The following is a 26,145-nucleotide window of genomic DNA, read 5'->3' as shown; positions in this document are numbered from 1 at the left end:
ATATTAACCTTCCACCTTATAGAAAACACGGCCTTCTTCAGCCCACTTGCGAGTTTGCTCTGATACTTGGTAAATCGCACCTAGGTGAGCGTATTTGTCAGCAGTTGCTACAAAGTTAGCTAAACCTGTTTGATCTAAGTAGCGGAACGCGCCGCCTCTAAATGGAGGGAAACCAACACCGTATACAAGTGCCATATCAGCTTCTTGAGGAGAAGCAACAATGCCTTCTTGTAAACAAAGTAGTACTTCGTTGATCATTGGGATCATACAACGGTCAATGATTTCTTGTTTATCAAATTCTTTTGGTGCGTCTGTAATTGGTGCAAGTAGTTCAATCGCTGTTTGGTCATGAGATTTTTTAAGACGACCGCGACGATCTGTTTCGTACTTATAGAAACCTGCTTTGTTCTTTTGACCAAAACGTTTTTCGTTAGCAAAAACAGTCACTGGGTCTTTATCTGCACGTGCCATACGCTCAGGGAAACCGTCTGCCATTACACCAGTACAATGATAAGCCGTATCAATACCTACAACATCAAGTAGGTAAGCGGGGCCCATTGGCCAGCCAAATACGTTTTCCATTACTTTATCTACTTTTGCAAAGTTAGCGCCTTCAACCACTAATTTGCTAAATCCAGCAAAGTAAGGGAATAAAACACGGTTTACAAAAAAGCCTGGGCAATCGTTAACAACAATCGGTGATTTACCTAGTTTAAGTGCGTAATCAACCACGGCATTAATCGTTTTATCTGAGGTTTTTGCACCACGGATAATTTCTACTAATGGCATTTTTGGTACTGGGTTGAAAAAGTGCATACCACAGAAGTTTTCTGGCTTATCAAGCGCTTCTGCAAGTAGGTCGATACAAATAGTCGATGTATTTGACGTAAGTACCGTGCCTTCTGGCATATTCTTTTCAAGATCAGCAAGTACGGCTTGCTTCACTTTAGGGTTTTCTACTACGGCTTCAACAATAATGTTGGCGTTTTGTAGGTCTGCATCGTTAAGCGTTGGCTTGATTTTGCTAAGCGTTGCTAGCATTTTTTCCATCGGCATGTGGCCGCGCTTCACTTTTGCACCTAATAGTTTAGATGCTTCACCCATACCTAAATCTAGCGCATCCTGTTGGATGTCTTTCATTATGATTGGTGTGCCTTTATAAGCAGACTGGTATGCAATACCGCCACCCATAATACCTGCGCCTAATACTGCCGCTTGTTTAATTTCTACATCGCTGTGTTTAGCAAACTTACGTGCTTTACCTTTAATGTATTGGTCTGCTAAAAAGATACCCGTTTGAGCAGCAGCTTCACTAGTACGTGCTAGTTTTGCAAAGTTGGCATTTTCAATCGCCATTGCTTCGGCGCGTGAGCTGTTTGCTGCTGCTTTAATAGTGCGAACTGCCATAACTGGAGCAGGATAGTGGCCTTTGGTTTTACCCATTACCATACCTTCTGCCATTGCAAAGCTCATGCCTTGCTCAACACGGTTTAATTTAAGCGGTTGTAATTTTACAGCACGTTTTGCTTGCCAATCTAGCTTGCCAGCAATCGCTAATTCTAGTGTTGCTAAACTTGACTCTTGTAGTTTGTTGGCACTAACTACCGCGTCAAATGCACCTACTTTAAGGGCGTCAGCAGCGCGATTTTCGTTACCTGTGGTGATCCACATCATCGCGTTATCGGCACCAATAATGCGCGGAAGGCGCACTGTACCGCCAAAACCAGGCATTATGCCTAATTTAACTTCTGGTAAGCCCATTTTTGCTGAGTCACTTGCAACACGATAATCGGTAGCAAGTGCCCACTCACAGCCGCCGCCAAGCGCCAAGCCGTTTATAACACTGAGTGTTGGGAATGGTAAGTCTTCAATTGCATCAAAAACGTCAGTTGCATCTTTGATCCACGTTACTAATTCTGCTTCAGGCTTAGTAAAAGTAGGTAAAAATTCGAAGATATCGGCACCAATAATAAAGTGGTCTTTATCACTGGTAAAAATCATGCCTTTAATATCAGTGTTAGCGGCTAATTCTTTTAATGCTGCCGCGCAATCTGAAAGAGTTTGTTGAGATAATGTGTTTACAGAACCTGTAGCACAAAACTTAAACTCGGCGATGTTTTCCTTCACGAAGCTAACTTCAAAGGAATCGCTTTTATATAACATTATTATTCTCCCTAGTTGATGAACTAAGACTGGTACGATGAGTTCATATTCAGACCAGTGTGCTTGCTTTAATTTAAAAATGCAACGAAAAATTTATCTTGGTTACAAACGTCTGGTTAAAATATAGCTGGTTTGGTGCTAAGGTGGGTTTGAAAGTTTTTTTTATTCATTTTATTGCGCTGTCTTGGTGTTTATAGCTTGGGTTTTATCAAAGTAAATAAAATAGAGTTACAGTGCCTGCGCTGTTTTTTATTTACCCATAGCCACACTCTTGTCAGCCTTGAAGGTAACTATGCCCTAAAGGACATTATGAAAAAATATTTATTAAGCGTAGCGGCAGCGACTCTATTTTTATCTTTTCCCTCTGCCAACGCAAATACCGAACTTGATGCATTTTTAGATGCAGAAAAACAAGCCCGCTATGGCGATTACAATAGCTTTAAAGAAGCGGTAGACTCATTGTCTCACCCACTTAAGCCCTATGTAGAAAAAGCCTATTGGCAGCGCTACCCCAGTTTAAAACACCAAACAGAAATAGAAAACTTCCTCACTATTTATGAACACACGCCATTAGAGTGGCCAGTGCGCAAAGCATGGTTAAATTATTTAAAGCGCAGAAATAAAAAAGCAGCATTTATTAAAAACTACCGTGAAACCTCTGACACTGAGCTTAGTTGTACCCATCTTAGTTATCAGCTTGACTTAGGAGCGCCTAAAAAAGCAATACTCTCGCAGGTAACCGACATTTGGACGGTAGGCGAGTCACAACCTAGTGAATGTGACGGGCTTTTTCAGCGCTGGCGACAAAATGGTTATTTAACCCCTGATGTTGTGTGGCAGCGTGTTACTTTAGCGGCACAAGGGGGCTCTTATCGTTTATTGCCTTATTTAAAAACCTTATTGCCAGCCAAGGAGCGTTATTTAGCTGATTTATATTCCAAGGTAAGGCGCGATCCTAGTGCTGCAGCAGGCCTTTACCGCTATAAACGTAAAACAGCCAAAGAAGGGGAAATAGCGCTTTATGGTATTAAGCGTTTAATTTGGCGTGATAAAGAGCTGGCATTAAAGGCGTGGCAAAAAATTGAAGGCATGTTTGATTTTGCTGATGATGAAAAGGCGGAGGTATATTATACCTTTGCGCTGTCGTTAGCGTCGAGCGGCCATAGCCAGGCGAGCTTTTATTTAAATAAAGTCCCTAAAGCGCGCCAAGATCGCAAATTAATGCAATGGCAACTAGCCAATATGCTTAAAACGCAAGATTGGGAAGGCATTGCGGCATTTTTTACCGGAAAAGAAAACCTTAGCTTAGGGCAACAGTATTGGCTTGCTTATAGTTATGACAAACGCGCAGAGCATGAAAAAGCTAAGGCAATTTGGAGCAAGGTAGCCGCTAACCGTGATTATTACGGTTTTTTAGCCGCTGCTCGCTTAGGGTTACCGGTTGATTTAAATGAGCTACCAGTCAATGTAAATCAAGCCTTAGTGACAAAAGTCAGTAATGCACCAGGCTTTAAGCGTGCTAAGGCACTATATGAACTTGAGCGATTTACAGCGGCCCGACGTGAATGGAATTATTTAACCAACACTTCTGAAGATGATGAAAAGCTAGCAGCGTCAGTGCTTGCGGCAGAACTTGATTGGTTTGATAGTACAATATTTACCCTAGCAAAAATAAAAGCATGGGATTATGTTGATTTGCGTTTTCCATTTGCGTTTCAAGACATGTTTGAGCGCTACAGTAATCGTAGCAAAATAGATTTAACTTGGAGTATCGCTATTGCGCGTCGAGAAAGCTCATTTGCACCCGATGCCCGTTCTCATGCAAATGCACGCGGGTTAATGCAGTTATTACCAAGCACCGCAAAATATATTAACAAAGGCGATGTATCTAACCGTCGGTTGTATCAGCCAAAAACCAATATTCGACTTGGCACCCGTTATTTACAGTATTTGAAAAAGAAAAATCACGGTAATGAGGTATTGGCAACAGCATCCTATAACGCCGGGTATCACCGAATTAAGCGTTGGCTACCAGAGGAAGCGATGCCCGCAGAGCTATGGGTTGAGCTTATTCCATATAGAGAAACTCGAGACTACGTAAAAAACGTATTTGCGTATCGGCAGGTTTACCATACTCGCCTTGGCCGAGAGGGGAATTTACTCGCGCCACTATTAGAGATGACCATGGGCGGGTAGTAAAAATAAATCTACAACAGCAGAGGGATATTTACACGGTAACTATCCCTCTTTTTTGAGCGCTTTGTTTATAAGTGATAGACTCAGAGCAAGTTAAATTTAACAGATGGGTTTATTATGGAAAAATTAGCCGTATTATACGCCGAACATATTGCAACATTGCAGCAGCGTACACGTACTATTTGTGAGCAAGAAGGGTTAGAAGGATTAGTCATTCATTCAGGCCAAGCTAAGCGCCAATTTTTAGATGATATGTATTACCCGTTTAAAGTTAACCCCCATTTTAAAGCGTGGTTACCGGTTATTGATAATCCACATTGCTGGATTGTGGTAAATGGTAGCGATAAGCCAAAGCTTATTTTTTATCGTCCAATTGATTTTTGGCACAAGGTACCTGATGAACCAAGAGATTTTTGGGCAGAGTACTTCGATATTGAATTGCTACTAAAGCCTGATCAGGTTGAAAAGCTACTTCCTTACGATAAAGCTAAATTTGCCTACATTGGTGAATACCTAGAAGTGGCCCAAGCACTTGGTTTTAGCATTATGAATCCTGAGCCAGTACTTAACTATATTCATTATCACCGCGCTTATAAAACGCAATATGAACTTGAATGTTTACGTAATGCGAACCGTATTGCGGTCGATGGTCACAAAGCGGCGCGTGATGCGTTTTTTAATGGTGGTAGCGAGTTTGATATTCAGCAGGCCTACTTAATGGCAACGCGTCAGAGCGAAAATGAAATGCCATATGGCAACATTGTGGCCCTTAACGAAAACTGCGCTATTTTGCACTACACCCATTTTGAGCCAAAAGCACCGCAAACACATAACTCATTTTTAATTGATGCGGGCGCTAACTTTAATGGTTACGCTGCAGATATTACCCGTACCTACGACTTTAAAAAGCAAGGTGAGTTTGCTGACCTAGTTAAAGCAATGACGGCGCATCAGATTGAGTTAGGCAAAAGCTTAAAACCAGGTGTCCTGTATGGCGAGCTACATATTGACTGCCATAACCGCATTGCACAGTTACTAAGTGACTTTGATATTGTTAAGTTACCTGCAGCTGAAATTGTTGAGCGTCAAATTACCTCAACCTTCTTTCCTCATGGCTTAGGGCATCATTTAGGTGCACAGGTACATGATGTAGGTGGCTTTATGCGTGATGAAACCGGTGCACATCAGGCACCACCAGAGGGTCATCCATTTTTACGCTGCACTCGCTTAATTGAGAAAAACCAAGTGTTTACTATTGAGCCAGGTTTGTACTTTATCGACTCTTTGTTGGGTGATTTAGCACAAACAGACAACAAGCAGTTTATTAACTGGGAAAAAGTAGAAGCGTTTAAACCATTTGGCGGCATTCGTATTGAAGATAATATTATTGTTCACGAAGACAGCCTAGAAAATATGACGCGTGATTTATTACTCGACTAATATTTAACAGTTTATATTATTCACGAAAGGGGCCTGTTGGCCCCATTTTTAATTTAACAGCCAAGTAAGCGCTATGTCAGAATATAAATACCCAGCCGACGATGTTTTTCATCAAGAAGAAATTAAAAAAAGCACCTTTATTGTGCATATAGGCCACACGCCTGATTTAAACTCTGCGAAAGCCTTTATTAAAAACATTGAAGAAAAATACAGTGATGCACGCCATAATTGTTGGGCGCATGTTGCGGGTAATCCTGGTGGAAGCCATGTTTATGGTTTTTCTGACGATGGAGAGCCAAATGGCACCGCCGGTAAACCTATGCTCAACGTGCTGGTGGGCTCTGGCCTAGGTGAAGTAACTGCTGTGGTAACACGATATTTTGGTGGTATAAAACTTGGTACCGGTGGGTTAGTTCGTGCTTATGGTGGCTCACTTAATAATGCCTTAGCAAAATTACACACAGTGGTAAAAGTACCCAGCATTGAGCTGGTTGGCTTTAGTGAATACAGTATGCAAGGCGCAATAGAACAGCACTTAAAAACCAACTTTCAGGTACTTAATATTGAAAAGCAGTTTACGGCAAATATTGAGTGGAGTATTACTATTGATAGCCGCCAAGCACAGCAAGCATGCAAAGATATTTTTGATTTAAGTCACGGCGCAGTTGAGTTAACAATCAAAGAGTAATAGTCTTACATCCATCCTATTTAATCACTACAGATTAAATTTTCGAGTCATACAGTAGTTATTTTAATTTACTAATAAAAAAGCGATACGCTCAATGCAATTTCGTACCATCATAAAAATTCTTGGCCAACTGGTCGCGCTATTTAGTATTACAATGGTGCCACCAGCACTCGTGTCTTTAATTTATAAAGATGGCGGAGGGGTACCGTTTGTTTTAGCCTTTATATTTAGCGTTATTATTGGCTTAATGGCTTACTATCCAAATAGGCATGAGCATGGTGATTTAAAAGCACGCGAAGGCTTCTTAATTGTGGTTTTGTTTTGGTTGGTACTAGGGGCGTTTGCGTCATTGCCGCTGATATTTTTACAAGAACCCAACCTCTCTTTGGCCGATGCAGTGTTTGAAGCTTTCTCAGGCTTAACTACCACAGGGGCGACCGTATTAACTGGCATAGAATACTTGCCTAAATCGGTATTATTTTATCGCCAGCAATTACAGTGGTTTGGTGGGATGGGGATCATTGTATTAGCAGTAGCCATACTGCCAATGCTTGGCGTCGGTGGTATGCAGTTGTACCGAGCTGAAATTCCTGGCCCAGTAAAAGACTCCAAAATGACCCCGCGTATTGCCGATACAGCTAAGCACCTTTGGTATATTTACGTATCTATTACTCTTGCGTGTACTTTGGCGTATTGGAGCGCAGGGATGAACTGGTTTGACGCTATATGCCATGCCTTTTCTACAGTTGCTATTGGTGGTTTTTCTACTTATGACGCGTCAATGGGGCACTTTGATAGCCCTGTAATTAACTTTATTTGTGTGTTCTTTTTAATTATAGCCGCTATTAACTTTTCACTACATTATGCCGCTGTAGCGAGCCGTAATATTAGCGTGTACATTCGTGACCCTGAATTTAAAGTATTCTTATGTATTCAGCTAGCGCTGGTGGTAATTTGCTTTACTGTGCTTTCGTCTCATGATGTTTATGCAAATGGTGATGAAACCCTCGATCAGGCGTTGTTTCAAGCGGTGTCTATTAGTAGTACTGCTGGGTTTGCCACAGATAATTTTTCAGCTTGGCCGTTGTTTTTACCTATTTTACTTATTTTTTCGAGCTTTATTGGCGGCTGTGCGGGTTCTACCGGTGGCGGTATGAAAGTTGTTCGCGTGTTTTTGTTGTACTTGCAAGGGATACGAGAGCTTAACCGCCTAGTACATCCTCGAGCTATATATTCAATAAAGCTCGGTCGTAAGGCCTTACCTGACAAAGTAGTTGAAGCAGTATGGGGCTTTTTCTCAGCTTATGCACTAGTCTTTATTATTATAATGTTAGCGTTAATGGGCACAGGGTTAGACAACATTACCGCATTCTCTGCGACAGCAGCCTGCCTTAATAACTTGGGCCCAGGTTTGGGTGACGTAGCCTCTCATTATGGTGCGATTAGTGATGCTGCTAAATGGATACTAACAGTCGCTATGGTATTCGGCCGGTTAGAGATATTTACACTGTTAGTATTATTTACCCCAACATTTTGGCGTGGATAATGTTTTAAATATTAGGAAGGAACTATGCAAAAAACCAATTTGGAAAAGTTAAACCAAATCGTCACAGGTGGCATAGTCGATGTAGAAATACTGACACCAACCAGTAGCCGACGTGTAAAAACGGAGTTTATTGGTTTATTAGAAAACAAATTTATTATTTTAAACTATCCCAGCGCTAAGCGACTTCCTATGGCAAGTGATTACCTGCGTGATGGTGTTATGGTAGTAGTAAGAGCGCTTATAGAGGGCAGTGGCGGGCACGTGATTGCGTTTCGTCAGCAACTTATGTCTGTAGCCTCTCACCCTGCTAAATTGTTGTTTATTCAATACCCTTCACAAGTGCAGTTGTTTGGGCTGCGCTCACAAGCACGCATACCCACGTTGTTTCCTGCTAAGTTAACATTAACCGATGAGCAGCCTCCCTTTGAAGGGGTTATAAAAGACATTTCGCTCACCGGAGTTATGTTTGATATTAAAACAACCCAAGAACTCGATGAGTTAAAAGACATGCGCTGTACGGTTGTATTTGATGGTGATACTAAGCATGAGGGGCAAATATGCAGTGTAAAAAAACATGCTAGCGGTATCTGTTGTGGAATTCGATTATTTGCCAGTGAAGAGCAAATGAAAGCGCTAATGGGGGATCATTTTATTGACCCTAGTGCGCTTGAAGTTGAAATAGTTTAGGGCATATCAAGTTGAACAAGCTTCTATTATAAGTTCAGTATACTCACGTGATTTCGTCATTTTGCAACAAATAGCCTTGTGCGGCTGTAAATTTTCTACGTCACCTTAAATTTATTTTTTAAACTGTTTAAAAACAGCAGCTTAAATTTGTTTTTTAATTTTAATTTTTTATTTATAAAAAAATAAATCTCAACTCACCTTCCTTTTTGTTTAATTAACTTGCTTTGTTAGTGGTTTTTCACTGATCGTGTGGTGTTTTTATAAAAACCAACCCATTGTTTTTTAAGGTTTTAATTTTATCGCTTTATTCCGTGTTGCTAAAAAGCAACAAAATAATGAGTAAAATAACGCCACCCAAAGCTATTTTGGGTTTAACTTATTGAAAATAAATTACTTTTTATTGTTGGCATCGAAGTTGTAATAGTCAGGCTGTATTGAACGAAACGTGATTTAAAGTAAAACACTTAATCGCATAAAACATAAACTTTGAAGGAAGATTGATTATGAAAAGCATTAATAAAACTTTAGCACTTATCGCATTGGCTTCTTCATCAGCTGCTTTTGCAGCAAGCGACTTTGATACGCTAGACGTTGACGGCAACGGCGCGATCAGTCAAAGCGAAGCATCAGTTGATGCAAAACTAATGAGCATGTTTTCAGAGCTTGATACAGACCAAAACGGTGAGCTATCAAAAGAAGAGTTCTCTAAAGCATAATCCTAAGCTATTAAACTTTGGGAGCTAAATCTCCCACATTATTTAAACGATTTTAAGGAATACTCATTATGAAAACATTACACAAAACATTCGCACTTATCGCATTGGCTTCTTCATCAGCAGCTTTTGCTGCCAGCGATTTTGATACACTTGATACCGACGGTAACGGTGCTATTAGCCAAAGTGAGGCATCAGTTGATGCAAAGCTAATGAGCATGTTCTCAGAGCTTGATACAGACCAAAACGGTGAGCTATCAAAAGCAGAATTTTCTAAAGCATAAGCTAAGACTAGGCATATTCTGAGTTGCCAAAGACAACCTAAGTAGGCAAGGGAGCCTATGAAAAAGAATGACAAGGACGGTTATAGCCTGATATTTCCAATAGCACAAAGCATTACATTTTGAAGGATTAAATTATGAAAACATTACACAAAACATTCGCACTTATCGCGCTAGCTTCTTCATCAGCAGCCTTTGCCGCTAGCGACTTTGACACAATTGATGCCGACGGTAATGGGGTTATTAGTCAAAGCGAAGCTGCTGTAAATGCTGATTTAACGGCCGCATTTACTGAGCTTGATACTGACGGTAATGGTGAGCTTTCTAAAGCTGAGTTTGCAAACTTTTAATTTTTAACTTTTTTCATTGCACAGGGATCTCAGAAAAGGATTTCCCTCTTTAAGGAGACTTATTATGAAAGCATTAAACACAACACTTGCGATTTTAGTATTAGCGTCATCATCAGCGGCATACGCAGCAGTAGACTTTGCCTCTTTTGATAGCAATGGCGACGGTGTAATTAGTCAGCAGGAAGCAGCGTCTAATAAACAACTAATGAATATTTTTGATGACTTAGATACTGACGGAAATGGTGAACTTTCTAAAGAAGAGTTTGCAAGAGTACAATAAGTATTACCCCATCATACTCCACTAAAGCCGCTTAATAGTCAGCGGCTTTTTTGTGCTTGTTAGAGACTATATTTAAGTTGGAGAGAGAAGCTTCTTGGCTTGCCATAACGATATTGGTTATAGAACCCAATTTGACTGTAATAATGCTTATCAAATAAGTTATCGATATTTAGGCTAACAGATAATTGCTCATTCATTTGATAATTCGCCATTAGGCTTGCAATACCATAACTAGGCTGGTTTACCTCAACAGCGCCATAAACAGGGTTTTTAACTTCATCATAGCTATTGCTTTGCCAGCGATAGCCACCACCCACTTTTAGATTGTCTAATGCACCTGAGAGTTGATAGCTAGTAAAAAGTTTAAATTGATCTTTTGGGTTGGTGGTATTTAATACCGTATTATCCGGTTTTTCGCCTTTACTATGGGTATAGCCAAAATAAGCGTTCCAGTTGTCGGTTAATTTTCCGTTGATTTCTAGCTCGTAGCCCTGAGTTAATGTGCCGTCAATGGGCTTGTAGATGGCCTGAAGTGTTTCTGCAATGGTATCTCCCGTGTACTCGCCTACATTATCTTGATAAATTTTAAATCCAGAAAGGGATATGTCTAAACGTTCATCAAGTACAGAAGCTTTTATGCCAAGTTCATAATTCTTACCTTCAATAGGGCTTAAATAATGTCCATTTTTATCAACTCGACTTTGTGGTGTAAAAATATCAGTGTAATTAGCATACAAAGCCCAACTCTTTGTCAGTTCATAAGTTGCTCCAAAATAATTAGTTAGTTCATCACTTATTTTATAATCATGCATGCGACCAAAATTATCTTGATTGGTTTGCCATTGATTTAACCGGCTTCCAACAATTAAAGACAAGGCATCGGTTATATTTAGTTGTGCAGCAACATAAAGTGCATCTTGTTTAGTTGTGCCATAAGAGCCGTAAGCCGCTTCTGACTGCCAGTTTGGTTTTGCAATGCTATAACTAGGGTCAGTGAAATCGCCGATAATATAGTCACTTTGTTGACTAGCATAATAAGGGGTCGAAAACTGTTGCTCTTGGGTATTATAACCAAATAGCAGTTGGTGACTTTGGCCCAGCCAATTAAACCGACCATTGAGTTCGACCTCATAGGTATCCTGCGTTCTGTTTGCATCAATATAGTTTATAGAACCGGGTTTCATTCCAGTGTTGTTTATAGGATCGGGCTCTCCTTTTACCCAAAACACATCATAATCTAGATCGTTATCACCATAGACATAATTAGCGGTTAGCTGCCAGTTAGCGTTAAAGTAATGCTCTAGACGAATAAACGCATTAAGTGCATCGGTTCGAGAAGAGGCCCAATCTTGAGCCGTTGAAGCACCTCTGTCATAAGCAGTGCGGGAGCCATCACTATAAAAAATAGGCAAACCACCTGACATTGTTCCTTTAGGGGTTGTCGATTGATTATCAACAGCAAGAGTCAATAAAGTACTGTTAGAAAGATCTGCCTCAATAATGCCATACAATGTTTGACTGGTTTGCGAGAAGCGATCTTGATATGAGTGTCTATCTTGATAAGCAACAACAGCCCGTCCTCTTATACTTTCACTATTATTTATGCTTCCCGACACATCCACCATCGCACGGTAGTTGTCCCATGAGCCTAATGAAGCAGTAAGATTTATTTGAGTGTTTGCAGTTGGACGTTTACGTATCAAATTAATTGCTGCCGAAGGGTTACCTGCGCCCAGCATTAGCCCCGTTGCTCCTCTAACTATTTCGATACGATCATAAATTGCGGTATCGGTTAGGTTATCTCCATAATTAAAGCGGGTGTCATAGGTGGTCGCTATGCCATCATAAAGTATGCTGGTGACACTAATACCTCGGGCTGAAATAGAAAACTTGCCATTATCTGCTTCTCGCGCATTTATGCCTGTTACACTGGTTATAGCTTCAATTGCGGTGTTTAGTTGTTGGTCTGCCATAAAATCGCTTGTTATCGCTATCGTTGATTGCGGTGTTTGCAAATGTGATAGCTCAAGACCTGTTGCAGAGCTCATGGAATTAACTTTATAGCCGTTCGCTTGCTCTCCAATAACGGTTAACCTTTCGATATCTTTGCTAGTGTGGGCGAGCGTTTGAGTGGAAACTGCTGAAAATAAAAGACCAACCAGAGTGTAATGAGTTACGGGAGAACTTTTCTTTGAGAGTAGGTGTATCATTTGAAATCCATTTTTATTTAAAAACGTGAAATTAACTTTTCACATCAGTAGATGTCGCTGCTTGATAATCGAGCAAGAAGAGACTAATGGATTTTTCTTTATTAGTAAATGCTTTTGATAATGATTTTCATTTAGGTTTAAGTGTTCTCCTTTTTACTTACAAGCACGTTGTGAATAAAAAGGAGGGATTACTTATAAAAAGATTGCGCTAACTTGGAATAACTTTTCAACCACGTTAATGTGCTTTTTATCAATTAAGAACATAATTACATGATCGCCTGATAGAATTATCGTGTCGTCGTGGGCAATGAGCACATCGTCATTACGCACAATTGCACCTATTGTGGTACCTGCTGGCAATTTAATATCTGCAATCGCGCGACCCACTACTTTAGATGTGTTTTCATCACCATGGGCAACTGCCTCTATGGCTTCTGCAGCCCCTTTACGTAGAGAATACACGTTTACAATGTCGCCTCGGCGAACGTGCGTAAGTAACGCAGAAATAGTCGCTTGTTGTGGTGAAATAGCAATATCTATTTCGCCGCCCTGTACTAAATCAACGTAAGCACCTCGTTGAATAAGCACCATGGTCTTTTGTGCCCCCATGCGTTTTGCGAGCATGGCCGACATAATATTCACTTCATCATCGTTAGTAACGGCAATAAAAACATCAACTTGTTCAATGTGTTCTTCAGAGAGCAGCTCTTGATCGGACGCATCACCACAAAATACCACGGTGTTGTCTAGCATTTCAGAGAGTTGCTCTGCGCGCTCTTTACTGCGTTCTAATAATTTAACGCTGTGGTTTCTTTCTAGTGAGCGAGCAAGGCCTGCACCAATATTACCGCCACCGGCTATCATAATTTTTTTGTACGAGCGTTCCAGTTTTTGTAGCTCGTTCATTACCGCACGAATATGTTTGGTGGCGGCAATAAAAAATACTTCATCGTCGGCTTCTATTACGGTAGTACCCTGCGGTTTTATTGCCTTGCCTTGACGATAAATAGCGGCTACCCGGGTTTCTACATTAGGAATATGTTGCTTAAGTGTAGATAAGGCGTAGCCTACTAATAAACCGCCATAGTAGGCTTTTACAGCTACTAAAGAGAGCATGCCGTCGGCAAATTGTAGTACCTGTAATGCACCAGGGTAATCTATCAAACGGCGAATATATTTAGTTACGAGTGCTTCTGGGGCTATGTAATGATCGACAGGTAAATCATCATTATGAAAGAGCTTTTCGCGGTATTTTAAATATTGCTCAGAGCGAATGCGGGCAATTTTGGTTGGCGTATTAAAAATACTGTAAGCAACTTGGCATGCCACCATGTTTACTTCATCTGAGCTGGTTACGGCGATAATCATATCGGCATCTTCAGCTCCTGCGCGACTCAACACGTCAGGGTGGGCGCCGTGGCCTGCAACACCTTGTAAATCGTATTTATCTTGCAGTTCACGCAAGCGGTTACCGTCGATATCAACTACGGTTATTTCGTTTTGTTCACCCACTAAGTTTTCTGCGAGTGTGCCGCCAACTTGCCCAGCACCGAGTATGATTATTTTCATTATGTACCCGTATTATTAATACTAATTACATCAAAATAATAACTACCTCAAAAGCGAGGTAGTTAAATGTGTTACGTGGCAATACTAGGCTTTTTTAACTAATTTAGCGTAGTAAAAACCGTCACTTTCACCTGGTAACAGCTGTAAGCCTGGTGTGGTTTTTGTGTCTTCGCTGTGCAGAGGAATATGCTCCACATCGTCGTTATTAGCTAAAAACTTAGCAACTTGTTGTTGGTTTTCTTGAGGAAGTACCGAGCAAGTTGCATACACTAATGTGCCGCCTGGTTTTAACAATGGCCAAATGCTATCGAGTATATCGCCTTGTAGGGTCGATAAGTCGTTAATGTCGGATGCGCGACGTAGCCATTTTATATCTGGATGACGACGAATTACGCCCGTTGCAGAGCAGGGTACATCTAACAAAATACGATCAAACTGCTCTTCATCCCACCAAGTGTGAGGTTGCGATGCATCACCACATTGTAAGTCGGCGCCCAAACCAATTCGTTCTAAGTTTTGTTTAACACGTTCTAATCGTGTGGCATCGCTATCAAGCGCGAGCACATCTGCATCGGCAAGCTCTAAAATATGGCAGGTTTTACCACCAGGCGCTGCACAGGCATCAAGTATTGCATCACCATTTTGTGGGTCTAGGTAGCGAGCTGCAAGCTGCGCTGCCGCATCTTGTACTGAACAAACACCGGTATCAAACTCAGGAAGTGAAAACACATCGCGTGGTTTGCTTAGTTTAATGCCATCAATAAAATCAGGGTTTAGAGTGTGTTCAATATCGTTAGCGGTTAGCATTTCGCTATATTCTTGGGTGCTAAACTGCGATTGATTCACTCGCAGCCACATTGGCGCTTGCTGTTGGTTTGCTTCTAGAATGTCTTCCCAGTGATCTGGATAGGCTTCTTTTACTTGCTTTATAAACCAGTTTGGATGGTTGTATAAACATACCGGAATTTGTTTGGCTTTTTCTTCAAGCTCAACTTGCTGACGTTGAAAGCTTCGTAAAATGGCGTTAATAAGCCCTTTTAAGCCAAGAGCGCGCAATTGTTGTAACGCATTAACCGTTTCGCTAATTGCTGCATGCGGCGGTACACGCATGTGTTGTAGTTGGTAAATGCCCACATACAATAAAAACTGGAAAATACGACGTTTGCCTTTAAGCGGTTGCTCGACTAGATGCTGGCAATAATTTTCTAGGCTAGGTAAGTAACGTAATACTCCGTAGCAAATTTGCTGCAGTAAGGCTTTATCTTTAGGTGATAGGCCTTGGCTAGCGAAAGGAAGTTCTTGATTAAGCGATGCGCCTTTATCAACCACGTTATATAAAGTTTCAGCGGCTAGCGCTCTGACATTGCTTACATTACTCATTATTTTCGCCTAATACAGTGCCGGGTGTGACCCAATCGCTACGACCGTTTAAAAAATCATTAATTGCCATTGGCTTTTTGCCTTGTGGCTGTAATTCGCCAATAGATAAAGCGTGTTTACCACAAGCCACAACGATACCGTTTTTATCACTTGCTAAGACAGTGCCAGCTGCGCCTGATTGTTCAACCACATTTGCTTGGTATATTTTTACCGTATTACCACTCATTTGGGTAAAGCATACTGGCCATGGGTTAAAGGCACGAATGTTTCGCTCGATTTGCTCGGCATCCATAGACCAATCAATGTTGGCTTCGTCTTTTGAGAGTTTTTTAGCGTAATTGGCATCGGTATCGTTTTGTGGTTCAGGCGTTATTTCCCCGTTGGCTAAACGATTTATGGTATCGATTAATGCATCAGGCCCGAGTTCAGCAAGCTTAGTGTATAAGCTGGCACTGGTTTCAGTATTATCAATAGGGCAGCGGCTAATATGCAGCATATCGCCGGTATCTAGCCCTTCATCCATTTGCATTATCGTTACACCAGTTTGCTGATCGCCTGCCCAAATAGCACGTTGAATAGGTGCGGCACCACGCCAGCGAGGTAAAATAGAACCATGCACATTTAAACACCCTAAACGCGGGGCATCTAAAATGGCTTTAGGTAAAATTAAACCGTAGGCAACCACAATCATAATATCGGCATTGAGGCTGTTTAATTCCTCAAGTGCTTCATCTGTTTTGAGAGATTGCGGCTGAAAAACAGGGAGGTCATGTTCTAGTGCAAGCGCTTTTACTTCACTGGCTTTTAGCTTTTTTCCGCGACCCGCTGGACGATCTGGTTGACTGTAAACGCCCACAATTTGGTGTTCACTATTGATGAGTGCTTGCAGATGGCGTGCAGCAAAGTCCGGCGTACCGGCAAATATAATGCGTAATGGTTGTGTCACTGAGTTTCCTAATTATTTACTAAGGTGCTTATTATTGCGCTGCAAACTTCGCTTCTTTTTCAAGCTTTTTACGGATGCGTTGGCGCTTTAATGGAGATAAATAATCAATAAATAATTTACCTTGAAGGTGATCAAGCTCATGCTGAATACAAATCGCTAATAATTCGTCGGCATCAAGAATAAACTCTTTACCTTCTTCGTTGAGTGCAGCCACGGTGACGGTTTCTGCGCGATCAACTTTTGCGTACGAGTGAGGAACTGATAAACAGCCTTCTTCGCTCACGGTAGAGCCATCTTTTTTGATAATTTGTGGATTGATAAGTACTAGCGGTTCATCGCGTTCTTCTGATACATCAATCACCACAATACGTTGATGAATATCAACTTGCGTAGCAGCAAGTCCAATACCATTTTCATCGTACATAGTTTCTAGCATATCTTTGACGATTTCACGTACTTGGTCGTCAACAACAGTTACTTCTTTTGCGATTGTACGTAAACGTTCATCTGGAAATCTTAAAACTTCTAACCTAGCCATAGTTACCTTTTACACTTATGCTTAAATTTAGGGTATCGTATGTTCTTATTTTAGCCATTCACGTTCCCCTTTAACAGGTTTTGATTAATAATAATGAAAAAACACTATGAGGAAGCTCAATGAAATCTCCATTCATTGCAATAATACTTGCATTAGGTGCTGCTTTTCCTGTTCTAGCAGATGTACTAACTATAAAAAAAGACGCTCCTAAACAATACGTTGTAAAAAAAGGTGACACGCTTTGGGATATCTCAGCGATATATTTAAACGAGCCGTGGCTTTGGCCTGAGTTATGGCAAATGAACCCGCAAATAGACAACCCTCATCTTATTTACCCGGGCGATGCGTTAGCATTAATTTACGATGCAGACGGTAATCCGCGTTTAGTGATTAATAAAGCGTATAGAAAGCTATCACCTATGGGGCGTATTACCCCTAAAGGGAAAGACGCTATCACCACGTTACCGCTTGAGTTGATTAAACCGTATTTGTCGTTTGAACAAGCGATAAACAGCGATACGATAAAAGAAAAACCCTACATTTTGGGTGCAAACGAAAATACCAAAACCCAAACAATCGATCATATTTTATATGTTAAAGGTAACTTAAAGCGCAACCAGGCTTATGCTATTTACCATAAAGGGGCGCCTTACACCGATCCTAAAACAGGTGAAAAGCTAGCGAGTAGAGCATCTTATGTGGGTATGGCTCGCGCTTTTAGAGCTGGTGATGCGGCTAATGGTGAACCTGCCTCAGTCAGAGTTGAATCAGTTAAGCGCGAAATCAAGCAAGGTGATTTTTTATTACCCGCGATGGAAGGACAGATGCTGCCGGTGTACTTTAATATGCATCGTCCTACCCAGCCGCTGCAGGGTCATGTAATTGCCTCTCCCCGTGAAGTGAGAGAATTTAGCACGATGGATGTGGTGGTGCTAAACTTAGGCTCTGAACAACAAGTTGAAGTAGGTCATGTAATTGATATTGAACGTCAATCACCTAAAGTAATTGATGGCGCTCGAGGTCCGCGTTATACAGAAGACTCAAGTCGTTTAGAAAAACTAGTATCCGCTACTAGCGAGTTGTTTGGCTCAGAGAGCGACGAAGATAGCATTACGTGGAAAATGCCAGCAGAAAAAGTTGGTGAAATGATTATTTTTAAAGTGTATGACAAAGTTAGTTATGCACTTATCACTAAAAATCAGTACCCAATTCGCATTGGAGATTTAGCAGTTATTCATTAAGTAGCGAGTCGGTGTTCTAGGAGGGAACATGGAGCAATCGTGTGGCAAGTTAAATCATTGGCTTGCCTTTTACTTATGCAAGGGGTTAGGGATTAAAACGCTCTTAGCCCTGTCTAAACAATACAGCTTAGCATCGCTGTTTTCTTTATCGCAAAGTGAGTTGGTTACGTTGGGTTTAACGGCTCACCAAGCTAGCAATTTGCTTAACACGAACTGGCAGCAAGTTGCACATTATGAGCAGTTGATCAGCCAACAAAATATTATTGTTATTAGTATTTTTGATACCACCTACCCAGAATACCTCAAACAAATAGCTAGTGCGCCATTATTACTTTTTTGTAAAGGAGATATCAGCTTGCTGGCTTCGCCGCAAATAGCCATTGTTGGTAGCCGAAACGCAACGACTACGGGGCTTGAAATTGCTGCTGAGTTTGCGCATCAGCTAACGCTTGCTGGCATAACAGTAACCTCTGGTATGGCGCGTGGCATTGACGGCGCTGCCCATAAAGGGGCATTGGCAGGAAATGGTAAAACCATTGCAGTGCTAGGGACAGGCGTTGATATTTACTATCCCAAACGCCATAAGTTACTCACAGAGCAAGTATTAGCAACAGGCTTATTGGTTAGTGAGTTTTTGCCTGGTACGGCTGCCAATGCGCACAACTTTCCACGGCGCAATCGTATTATTTCAGGGCTCTCTTTAGGTGTTTTAATTGTTGAAGCCGAAATTAAAAGCGGCTCATTAATTACGGTACGTTACGCGCTTGAACAAAATAAAGAAGTTTTTGCGGTACCCGGTTCAATTAAAAATCCGCTTGCACAAGCTAGCCACTTTTTAATTAAGCAAGGTGCTAAGCTGGTTGAGAACGTCGCAGATATCCTTGATGAGATGAACTTTTCATACCCTTCTGGTCTAAACTATAAAGAGTTAACTGATGCTGTAACCTCAGATTGCGAGGTACTTAATAGTATTGGGTTTGAGGTGACCAGTGTGGACGATATTATGCGTCGAGTGCAGTGGCCAATTGATAAAGTACAAGCGCGATTGCTTGATTTAGAGTTAGACGATCAAATTGAGCGAGTATTAGACGGCTATATTAAATTAAGCGCTGGAGGATAATATGTTTGATATTCTTATGTATTTATTTGAAAACTATGTTCACAGCGAAAGCGATGTTTTTGTTGAGCAAAGTAAGCTTACTGATGAGCTACTGCGCGCTGGGTTTAACAAGCCGGAAATAAACAAAGCTATTGACTGGTTAGATCAACTTGCCGCATTACAATATAGTAATGAGTCGCCTTATTTATTAGCCACTGAGCAGCATGCAGTGCGAATCTTTACCGATAGTGAGTGTCGCGTTCTTGATACTGAATGCCGTGGCTTTTTAATGTTTGTTGAACAAACCGGCGTTATTAATAGCACCACTCGTGAAATGGTGATGGATCGTTTGGCGGCGCTTGATAATTCAGCCATTACTTTAGAAGATTTAAAATGGTTAATTTTGATGGTGTTATTTAATGCCCCTGATTCTCAGCAGGCGTATGAGCAAATGGAAGATCTTATTTTTGATGAGCCTAGCGAAGTGTTACATTAACCATTATTGGGTGTTTTATTATTTTCAGCGTTAACAAACCGACCGCCATAGCTTGTATCTTTAAGGGTTTTGGGTATATTAGGCGAAAATTCACCAACCACTAGGATTTACATGAGTAAAATCGATCATTCACTTTTCTCGGCCAATAAACACGCCCTAGAAAAAGAATATGAGATATGCCCGCAATGTGGTTCAGAACTCGTCATTCGTAATAGTAAGTCGGGGCCTTTTTTAGGCTGCGCTAGTTACCCAAAGTGCGATTTTATTCGCCCGCTTGCCCATCATGATAGCAATGAAATAAAAGTACTTGAGGACAGCGAGTGTCCAGAGTGTAGCAAGCCGCTGGTGGTGAAAAATGGTCGCTACGGTATGTTTATTGGTTGTACGGGTTATCCTGAATGCCACTATATTGCCAGTGACGATGACGACACCCCAAGTGAAGAGCCTGTGGTTGGTTGCCCTAAATGTAAAAAGGGGCATTTAGTTTCACGCAGTAATAAGTTTGGTAAAGTATTCTATTCCTGCGACTGTTACCCAAGCTGTAAATATACGCTTAATCATAAACCTGTAGCTCAAGCGTGCCCAGTATGTGACTGGCCAGTTGTTACTGAGAAAAAAGCCGCGAGTGGCGTTGTGTTACAATGTCCACAAAAAAGCTGTATGCATAAGTTTGCTGCCACTGAATAACGTAAATATCTCTGGAGACAATTTTGTCTGACCTTTCTTCTTTATCTGCTGCAATAACAAGCTTAGAAAACGGCGATGTTATTTTATACCCAACCGAAGCTGTTTATGGCTTAGGTTGCGATCCTGACAATCAACAGGCGGTGGAACGTTTACTTGATATTAAACAACGCCCAGTTGAAAAAGGGCTTATTTTAATTGCTGACAATTACGGGCAATTATTAAAGTACGTGGATGACGCTAAGCTGCCCATGGACAAGCGCGCTGATATTTTTTCAAGTTGGCCTGGTGCTATTACTTGGGTTATGCCTGCAGCTAAAACCACGCCGAAGTGGTTAACAGGGCAATTTGATACTATTGCAGTGAGAGTAACTAACCATCCTACAGTTAAACGTTTATGCCAAGAGTTTGGTAAACCATTGGTATCAACAAGTGCAAATTTAACTGGTCAAGCAACGGTAACAAGTATTGTTGAGGCGCAGCAGCATTTTGCAGAGCAGGTTAGTTTTTATGTTGATGAACCATTAGGTGGTAATACACAACCAAGCACCATTAAAGATGCCACAACAGGCAATATATTCAGAGGTTAACTATGCAAAGCGAATTATTAAAACAAGTAAAAGCCTACTTTATGGCTTTGCAAGATACCATTTGCCAAGGCTTAGAAGCAGCAGATGGGAAAGCACAATTTGTTGAAGACAGCTGGCAGCGAGAAGAGGGCGGCGGTGGTCGTACTCGCGTTATCACCAATGGTAATGTGATTGAGCAAGGCGGAGTTAATTACTCTCATGTATTTGGTGCCTCTATGCCGGGCTCTGCGACTGCACATAGACCTGAACTTGCAGGACGTAGTTTTCATGCGTGTGGTGTATCGTTAGTGATTCATCCTAAAAACCCACATATACCAACAAGCCATGCCAATGTACGCTTTTTTATTGCCGAAAAAGAAGGTGAAGAACCGATTTGGTGGTTTGGTGGTGGTTTTGATTTAACCCCGTTTTACCCTGTACTTGAAGATGTAGTGCATTGGCACCAAGTTGCGCACGATGTGTGTCAGCCATTTGGCGATGATGTTTATCCAAAATATAAAAAATGGTGTGACGAATACTTTTATTTAAAACATCGTGATGAAACCCGCGGCGTAGGCGGCTTATTTTTTGACGATTTAAATGAGTTAGGTTTTGAGCAAAGCTTTGCATTTATGCAATCGGTGGGTAATGGCTTTTTAGATGCTTACGTTCCTATTATTGAACGTCGTAAAAACGATGAGTACACCGAGCAGCAGCGCGACTTCCAATTATACCGCCGTGGTCGTTATGTTGAGTTTAATTTAGTCTGGGACCGTGGCACATTGTTTGGTTTACAAAGCGGTGGCCGTACGGAATCTATTTTAATGTCGATGCCACCTTTAGCCCGTTGGGAGTATAACTATACCCCAGCCGAAGACAGCGCAGAGGCATTACTATATAAAGATTTCTTAAAGCCTCGAGATTGGTTAGCACTGGGCTAAGAATGATATGCCAGTCAATAAGCTACTTATTGACTGGCTTTTAAAATTATTGTTTAAGTTTAAAACTGCGTACCTGCTCATCTAACGAACGAGCTAAATTGAGTAACTCTTCACTGACTTTTTGATTTTCATCGGCATCCACTAATGATTGCTCGGCGTTATCGCTAATACCAACAACACTTATATTTATTTCTTCAGCAGCTTGGTTTTGTTGCTCTGTTGCATCGGCTATTTGTATATTGAGCTCATTTATTTCATTCATTTGCCCTGAAATATCTTTTAAAGCTTGTGCAACTTGCTGTACTTGTTGCGCTCTTTCGTCTGCCTCTGCACAGGACTCCCCCATGGTTTTAACGGTTTGCGCGGCTTCTGACTGCAGCTTATCAATTGTGCGACGTATTTCATCAGTAGATGCATGAGTTCGAGTTGCTAAAGTACGTACTTCATCAGCAACAACGGCAAAGCCTCGGCCAGCTTCACCTGCACGGGCAGCTTCAATGGCAGCATTAAGCGCTAATAAATTTGTTTGCTCGGCGATACTGCTGATCACCTCAAGTACTTTTCCCACTTCAAGCGTTTGCTCTTGTAGTTGTCTCACTTGATCTGCCGCTTGGCGTACATCTTCTGCTAACTGATTGATACTGAGTTCGGTTTGCTCAGCAACCTGCATGCTTTGTTGTGCTAGTTCATTACTGTTCTCAGATTTTTCTTGAGCAAAATGAGTGGTGTTTCTTACTTCATTGGATGAGCTTTCTAGTTCATTAATTGCTGCGGCCACCGAATCGGTACTTTTCTTTTGTTCTAAAATAGCGCGCTCAGTGGTATCGGCCGAGGTATAAATTTTCTCTGCTGAATGAATAAGTACTTTTGAAGAGTGAGATACCTGAGCAATATTATCTTTAAACGTAGCAATCATTTGGTTAAAGCTGGTGGCAAGCCAGCCGAGTTCATCTTCGGCGTTATCTTCAATGCGTAAGGTTAAATCTTTATTGGTAGTGGCTAAGTGCATTGCATGGCCGAGCTTTTTAAGGCGCACTATAAATATTTTTCTAAACACTATACCTAGCAGCACAAAGGCAATAATAAAAATAGTAGAAAGTAGGCTGGTGGTTACTAAGGTGTTGTAAGTTACCTCATTATCAATATCAGCTAAGGAGTAACTAATTTTTACCACGCCTAGTACATCGCCTTCTTGCGCTTGGTGGCAGCCTAAACAGTTAGTACCTTTATAATCAGAGCTAGCATACATAGGGCGTAGGTAGGTCATACTGCGGCTATCGGTGTTTTGCTCTATAAATAAGCTTTCTTTACCCTTTAGTGCTTCGCGTTCGTTGTTATTACTTGCTGTTTGGTTTTTATTTCCGGCCCCATACAGTTTATTAACTATATCGGAGCGAATAATATGAGCATCTTCTATATTAGGGTGTTTGCGTAGCTTTTGGCTCAATAATTCTCGATTAGCCATAGTACCGGTTAGCATCATGGTGTTTATTGAGTCAAAATAATTATCGGCAAGCAGTTTAATGTTTTCTGCCACCGTATCTTGGGCGAGCGTGCGCTGTTGGCTAGCACTACTAAAAATACTAGCTATTAATACAATAACGCCAGTTAGAGCTAATAAAGCATAAATTTTATGTTGGATTGATTTCACACGCGCCACGCTTTTCTAATTATTTGATAGGGTATTATCTATATTTTAGAAAAGCGGATTTTGACTTAGCGCAAATAATCCCCAATTAAAGAACGAGGTAGGTTAATGCTGGTTAATCATATGGCTGGCAAGCTGAGCCAGTGATTGACGTAAGCCTTCGCGTAACACAGGGTTATCTATTTCTATATCTAAGGTCTTATTCATGCAATACATCCACTGATCACGTAAGTCTTGATCAATAGGGAACGGCATATGGCGTTTACGCAGCATCGGGTGGCCGTGTTTTTCTACAAATAGGTCAGGCCCACCAAGCCAACCGGATAAAAACTCAAAAAATACTTGGCGAATTCTGTCTAATGGTTGAGGATGCATATCATATAACGGTTTAGCGTATTCATCACTGGCCATTATATCGTAGAATCTATTAGCAATTGCACGCGTGGGGGCTTCTCCACCAATGATTTCATACGGGGTTTTATCTGGCGTAGGTGCTTGCGTAGTTGTAGACGGCTTTGATCTTGAAAAGAGTCTTTTAATCATAAGTTTATCATCGTTAATAGGCAGTACTAAAACTGCGAAGAGGTTGTTTAAAATGGACAAATATGCGGTTTTTGGAAATCCAATCAAACATTCAAAATCTCCCATTATTCATCAGCAGTTTGCAAAATCATTGGGAGAGCAAATCGACTATCGCGCAATATTAGCACCTATCGATGGATTTGAAAAAACAGTCGCTGCTTTTTTTGAGCAAGGGGGAAAAGGCGCCAATGTCACTGTTCCTTTTAAAGAGCAGGCTTTTGCTTTAGCCGATGAACTCACCCCAGTTGCTAAACTGGCAGGCGCAGTGAACACCCTTAAAAAGCGCGATGATGGCAGTTTACTCGGTGATAACACTGATGGCACTGGTTTTGTTAACGACTTACTGACCAATAAAATAACGATAACAGGTAAACGCTTGTTGATCATTGGTGCGGGTGGCGCTGCTCGAGGAGTTATCTTACCTTTACTAGAGCAACATCCTGCAGAGATAGTTATTGTTAATCGCACCGTACACAAAGCCCAAACATTGGCAAAACTCTTCACTGGAAATGGCAATGTTTCGGGGTATGGTTTTGACGACCTTCCTTTTACTGATTATCATTTAGTTATTAACTCAACTTCGAGCAGCATGAATAACGAATTACCTGCGTTAAGCGAAAAGCACTTAAGCACATGTGAAATGGCTTATGATATGTTTTACGCCACGCAAAATACGCTATTCATGAATTGGGTCAGCGAACACAATAAAGCAGCTAAGCTATTAGATGGCAGTGGTATGCTAGTAGGCCAAGCCGCACAAGCTTATTATGTATGGCGAAATAAAATGCCTGAGATTGTTCCTGTTATTACTGCACTAAAGCAGGGAGTGCTTAAATGAATCAAGCAATACAGTTTATAGATCGACTCGAATTTAGAGAGCCAACTCATCAATTAGTTTTTTTTGCACAAGTAAATGGCATGCTAGTTGAGTGTGTGATTGCTGTCAGTAGTTTAAATTTAGCCGATGAGAGTCATGCAACGCGTTATTTTGAGCAATACCGTTTTGATTATGAAGAACGTGCCGAGCAGCTTATCGAAGATGAATGCTATAACTCGGCAGGTCAAATAGAAGTGAGTTTAGTTAGTTAAATTAACTAGCATCTTCAGCTAAGTATTCATCTTTAAGCTGCACGTAATTATCAGCAGACATTTTTAAAAAGCTCAGCTCTTGCTCTGTTAATGGGCGAGCTTGTTTTGCTGGGCTACCTACATATAAAAAACCAGATTCTAAACGCTTATTAGGGGGTACTAAAGCACCGCCACCAATAATAACCTCATCTTCTACAATCACATTATCCATAATAATAGCGCCCATACCCACGAGTATACGATTACCTAATACGCAGCCATGTAGCATTACCTTATGACCAACGGTTACATCATCACCAATAATAAGTGGGTAGCCGTCTGGATTATTCTTTGTTGCTCTTGATAAGTGTAAAACGCTGCCATCTTGTATATTAGTACGCTGACCAATACGAATATGGTTAACATCACCGCGGGCAGCAACTAACGGCCATACACTGCTATCATCACCTATAGTGATATCACCGACTAATACAGACGACTCGTCTACATAAACAGATTCATTAAACGCAGGAGTGATTCCTTTATAAGAACGTATTGCCATACATGCACCTTTAAATTAAACATATTAAGAGTATTAGTGTAACAGTAGCGCTTATTTTAGTGCCAGCAAAGCCTATATTGATTATAAAACTACCAGTTTCACCTGCTTTCGCTCAGTTACTAACCGAACAGTGTGTTTTTTTAGTTTTTCTTTAAAAAAGTACTTGCGTAAAAATCTGTTCTCCCTATAATGCGACCCCACTGAGACGGGGAACGCCAACGCATAGCGAGGCACGAGCTACTCAGAGAGTTAAATAAAACTTGAGTTT

The 26,145-nt window shown here is 41.1% G+C and carries 26 protein-coding genes; 17 read left to right on the top strand and 9 right to left on the bottom strand.

Going from position 1 to position 26,145, the window contains the following annotated elements; all coding sequences use genetic code 11:
• Window positions 1-3: 3 nt before the first annotated feature.
• Window positions 4-2,163, bottom strand: coding sequence for a fatty acid oxidation complex subunit alpha FadB (gene fadB, locus AN392_RS14835; RefSeq protein ID WP_010392724.1), 2,160 nt, complete (start codon window positions 2,161-2,163; stop codon window positions 4-6).
• 309 nt (window positions 2,164-2,472) lie between these two features.
• On the opposite strand from fadB, the gene AN392_RS14830 reads away from it, so the two are divergent.
• The 9 genes from AN392_RS14830 (at window position 2,473) to AN392_RS14790 (ending at window position 10,344) form a co-directional block, all read left to right on the top strand.
• Window positions 2,473-4,359 (top strand): lytic transglycosylase domain-containing protein, encoded by a 1,887-nt coding sequence (locus AN392_RS14830; RefSeq protein ID WP_055013146.1) that lies wholly within the window; start codon window positions 2,473-2,475, stop codon window positions 4,357-4,359.
• 117 nt (window positions 4,360-4,476) lie between these two features.
• A complete protein-coding gene (gene pepQ, locus AN392_RS14825; RefSeq protein ID WP_010392729.1) occupies window positions 4,477-5,799 on the top strand; it encodes a Xaa-Pro dipeptidase in 1,323 nt (440 codons plus the stop codon).
• A 73-nt stretch (window positions 5,800-5,872) separates the two neighbouring features.
• Window positions 5,873-6,487, top strand: a complete 615-nt coding sequence (locus AN392_RS14820; RefSeq protein WP_010392731.1) for a YigZ family protein — start codon at window positions 5,873-5,875, stop codon at window positions 6,485-6,487.
• 94 nt (window positions 6,488-6,581) lie between these two features.
• Window positions 6,582-8,033 carry a TrkH family potassium uptake protein gene (locus AN392_RS14815; RefSeq protein ID WP_010392733.1) on the top strand — a complete coding sequence of 484 codons (1,452 nt, stop codon included), beginning with the start codon at window positions 6,582-6,584 and terminating at the stop codon, window positions 8,031-8,033.
• Between the two features lie 24 nt (window positions 8,034-8,057).
• Window positions 8,058-8,720, top strand: coding sequence for a flagellar brake protein (locus AN392_RS14810; RefSeq protein ID WP_054202927.1), 663 nt, complete (start codon window positions 8,058-8,060; stop codon window positions 8,718-8,720).
• Window positions 8,721-9,223: 503 nt separating this feature from the next.
• Window positions 9,224-9,436 (top strand): EF-hand domain-containing protein, encoded by a 213-nt coding sequence (locus tag AN392_RS14805; protein ID WP_008112941.1) that lies wholly within the window; start codon window positions 9,224-9,226, stop codon window positions 9,434-9,436.
• A 68-nt stretch (window positions 9,437-9,504) separates the two neighbouring features.
• Window positions 9,505-9,717: an EF-hand domain-containing protein gene (locus AN392_RS14800; protein ID WP_008112939.1), complete on the top strand. Its 213-nt coding sequence runs from the start codon at window positions 9,505-9,507 to the stop codon at window positions 9,715-9,717.
• 134 nt (window positions 9,718-9,851) lie between these two features.
• Window positions 9,852-10,064 (top strand): EF-hand domain-containing protein, encoded by a 213-nt coding sequence (locus tag AN392_RS14795; protein ID WP_036980747.1) that lies wholly within the window; start codon window positions 9,852-9,854, stop codon window positions 10,062-10,064.
• Window positions 10,065-10,128: 64 nt separating this feature from the next.
• A complete protein-coding gene (locus AN392_RS14790) occupies window positions 10,129-10,344 on the top strand; it encodes an EF-hand domain-containing protein (RefSeq protein ID WP_010392739.1) in 216 nt (71 codons plus the stop codon).
• 59 nt (window positions 10,345-10,403) lie between these two features.
• Here the strand turns inward: AN392_RS14790 and AN392_RS14785 are convergent, their stop codons facing one another.
• From AN392_RS14785 to def, 5 genes are all read right to left on the bottom strand, one after another.
• A complete protein-coding gene (locus AN392_RS14785; RefSeq protein WP_235575600.1) occupies window positions 10,404-12,554 on the bottom strand; it encodes a TonB-dependent siderophore receptor in 2,151 nt (716 codons plus the stop codon).
• A 192-nt stretch (window positions 12,555-12,746) separates the two neighbouring features.
• Window positions 12,747-14,123: a Trk system potassium transporter TrkA gene (gene trkA, locus AN392_RS14780; RefSeq protein ID WP_054202928.1), complete on the bottom strand. Its 1,377-nt coding sequence runs from the start codon at window positions 14,121-14,123 to the stop codon at window positions 12,747-12,749.
• Window positions 14,124-14,207: 84 nt separating this feature from the next.
• On the bottom strand, window positions 14,208-15,503 hold the full coding sequence (rsmB, locus tag AN392_RS14775) for a 16S rRNA (cytosine(967)-C(5))-methyltransferase RsmB (protein ID WP_055013144.1): 1,296 nt from the start codon (window positions 15,501-15,503) through the stop codon (window positions 14,208-14,210).
• The gene (fmt, locus tag AN392_RS14770) at window positions 15,496-16,449 is read right to left on the bottom strand and encodes a methionyl-tRNA formyltransferase (protein ID WP_010392748.1); all 954 of its coding nucleotides are present in this window, start codon (window positions 16,447-16,449) and stop codon (window positions 15,496-15,498) included. Before fmt ends, rsmB begins: the two co-directional genes overlap by 8 nt.
• 31 nt (window positions 16,450-16,480) lie before the next feature.
• The gene (gene def / locus AN392_RS14765) at window positions 16,481-16,987 is read right to left on the bottom strand and encodes a peptide deformylase (protein ID WP_008112927.1); all 507 of its coding nucleotides are present in this window, start codon (window positions 16,985-16,987) and stop codon (window positions 16,481-16,483) included.
• A gap of 119 nt (window positions 16,988-17,106) precedes the next feature.
• On the opposite strand from def, the gene AN392_RS14760 reads away from it, so the two are divergent.
• From AN392_RS14760 to hemF, 6 genes are all read left to right on the top strand, one after another.
• The gene (locus tag AN392_RS14760; RefSeq protein WP_055013143.1) at window positions 17,107-18,228 is read left to right on the top strand and encodes a LysM peptidoglycan-binding domain-containing protein; all 1,122 of its coding nucleotides are present in this window, start codon (window positions 17,107-17,109) and stop codon (window positions 18,226-18,228) included.
• A 28-nt stretch (window positions 18,229-18,256) separates the two neighbouring features.
• Window positions 18,257-19,348, top strand: coding sequence for a DNA-processing protein DprA (gene dprA, locus AN392_RS14755; protein ID WP_055013142.1), 1,092 nt, complete (start codon window positions 18,257-18,259; stop codon window positions 19,346-19,348).
• Window position 19,349: 1 nt separating this feature from the next.
• Window positions 19,350-19,823, top strand: a complete 474-nt coding sequence (locus AN392_RS14750; protein ID WP_010392756.1) for a DUF494 family protein — start codon at window positions 19,350-19,352, stop codon at window positions 19,821-19,823.
• Window positions 19,824-19,934: 111 nt separating this feature from the next.
• Window positions 19,935-20,510, top strand: coding sequence for a type I DNA topoisomerase (locus AN392_RS14745; protein ID WP_010392760.1), 576 nt, complete (start codon window positions 19,935-19,937; stop codon window positions 20,508-20,510).
• A gap of 23 nt (window positions 20,511-20,533) precedes the next feature.
• Window positions 20,534-21,097: an L-threonylcarbamoyladenylate synthase gene (locus AN392_RS14740; RefSeq protein ID WP_055013141.1), complete on the top strand. Its 564-nt coding sequence runs from the start codon at window positions 20,534-20,536 to the stop codon at window positions 21,095-21,097.
• 2 nt (window positions 21,098-21,099) lie between these two features.
• The gene (gene hemF / locus AN392_RS14735; protein ID WP_010392766.1) at window positions 21,100-22,017 is read left to right on the top strand and encodes an oxygen-dependent coproporphyrinogen oxidase; all 918 of its coding nucleotides are present in this window, start codon (window positions 21,100-21,102) and stop codon (window positions 22,015-22,017) included.
• 46 nt (window positions 22,018-22,063) lie between these two features.
• Here the strand turns inward: hemF and AN392_RS14730 are convergent, their stop codons facing one another.
• Window positions 22,064-23,668, bottom strand: a complete 1,605-nt coding sequence (locus AN392_RS14730; RefSeq protein WP_055013140.1) for a methyl-accepting chemotaxis protein — start codon at window positions 23,666-23,668, stop codon at window positions 22,064-22,066.
• Window positions 23,669-23,770: 102 nt separating this feature from the next.
• The gene (locus AN392_RS14725; protein WP_010392770.1) at window positions 23,771-24,208 is read right to left on the bottom strand and encodes a group II truncated hemoglobin; all 438 of its coding nucleotides are present in this window, start codon (window positions 24,206-24,208) and stop codon (window positions 23,771-23,773) included.
• Window positions 24,209-24,260: 52 nt separating this feature from the next.
• On the opposite strand from AN392_RS14725, the gene aroE reads away from it, so the two are divergent.
• Entirely contained in the window at window positions 24,261-25,085 is an 825-nt protein-coding gene (gene aroE, locus AN392_RS14720; protein ID WP_055013139.1) for a shikimate dehydrogenase, read from the top strand.
• Window positions 25,082-25,336, top strand: a complete 255-nt coding sequence (locus AN392_RS14715; RefSeq protein ID WP_008467093.1) for a DUF1488 domain-containing protein — start codon at window positions 25,082-25,084, stop codon at window positions 25,334-25,336. The genes aroE and AN392_RS14715 overlap by 4 nt, the downstream gene beginning before the upstream one ends.
• Before the next feature lies 1 nt (window position 25,337).
• Here AN392_RS14715 and AN392_RS14710 read toward each other — a convergent pair whose 3' ends face one another.
• On the bottom strand, window positions 25,338-25,877 hold the full coding sequence (locus AN392_RS14710; RefSeq protein ID WP_008112903.1) for a gamma carbonic anhydrase family protein: 540 nt from the start codon (window positions 25,875-25,877) through the stop codon (window positions 25,338-25,340).
• Window positions 25,878-26,145: the final 268 nt, after the last annotated feature.

The sequence above is a fragment of the Pseudoalteromonas sp. P1-16-1b genome (assembly GCF_001401785.1).
Lineage (GTDB): Bacteria > Pseudomonadota > Gammaproteobacteria > Enterobacterales > Alteromonadaceae > Pseudoalteromonas > Pseudoalteromonas undina.
The sequence above is the reverse complement of the archived record's forward strand: the minus strand, read 5'-3'. Positions and strand labels throughout refer to the sequence as shown.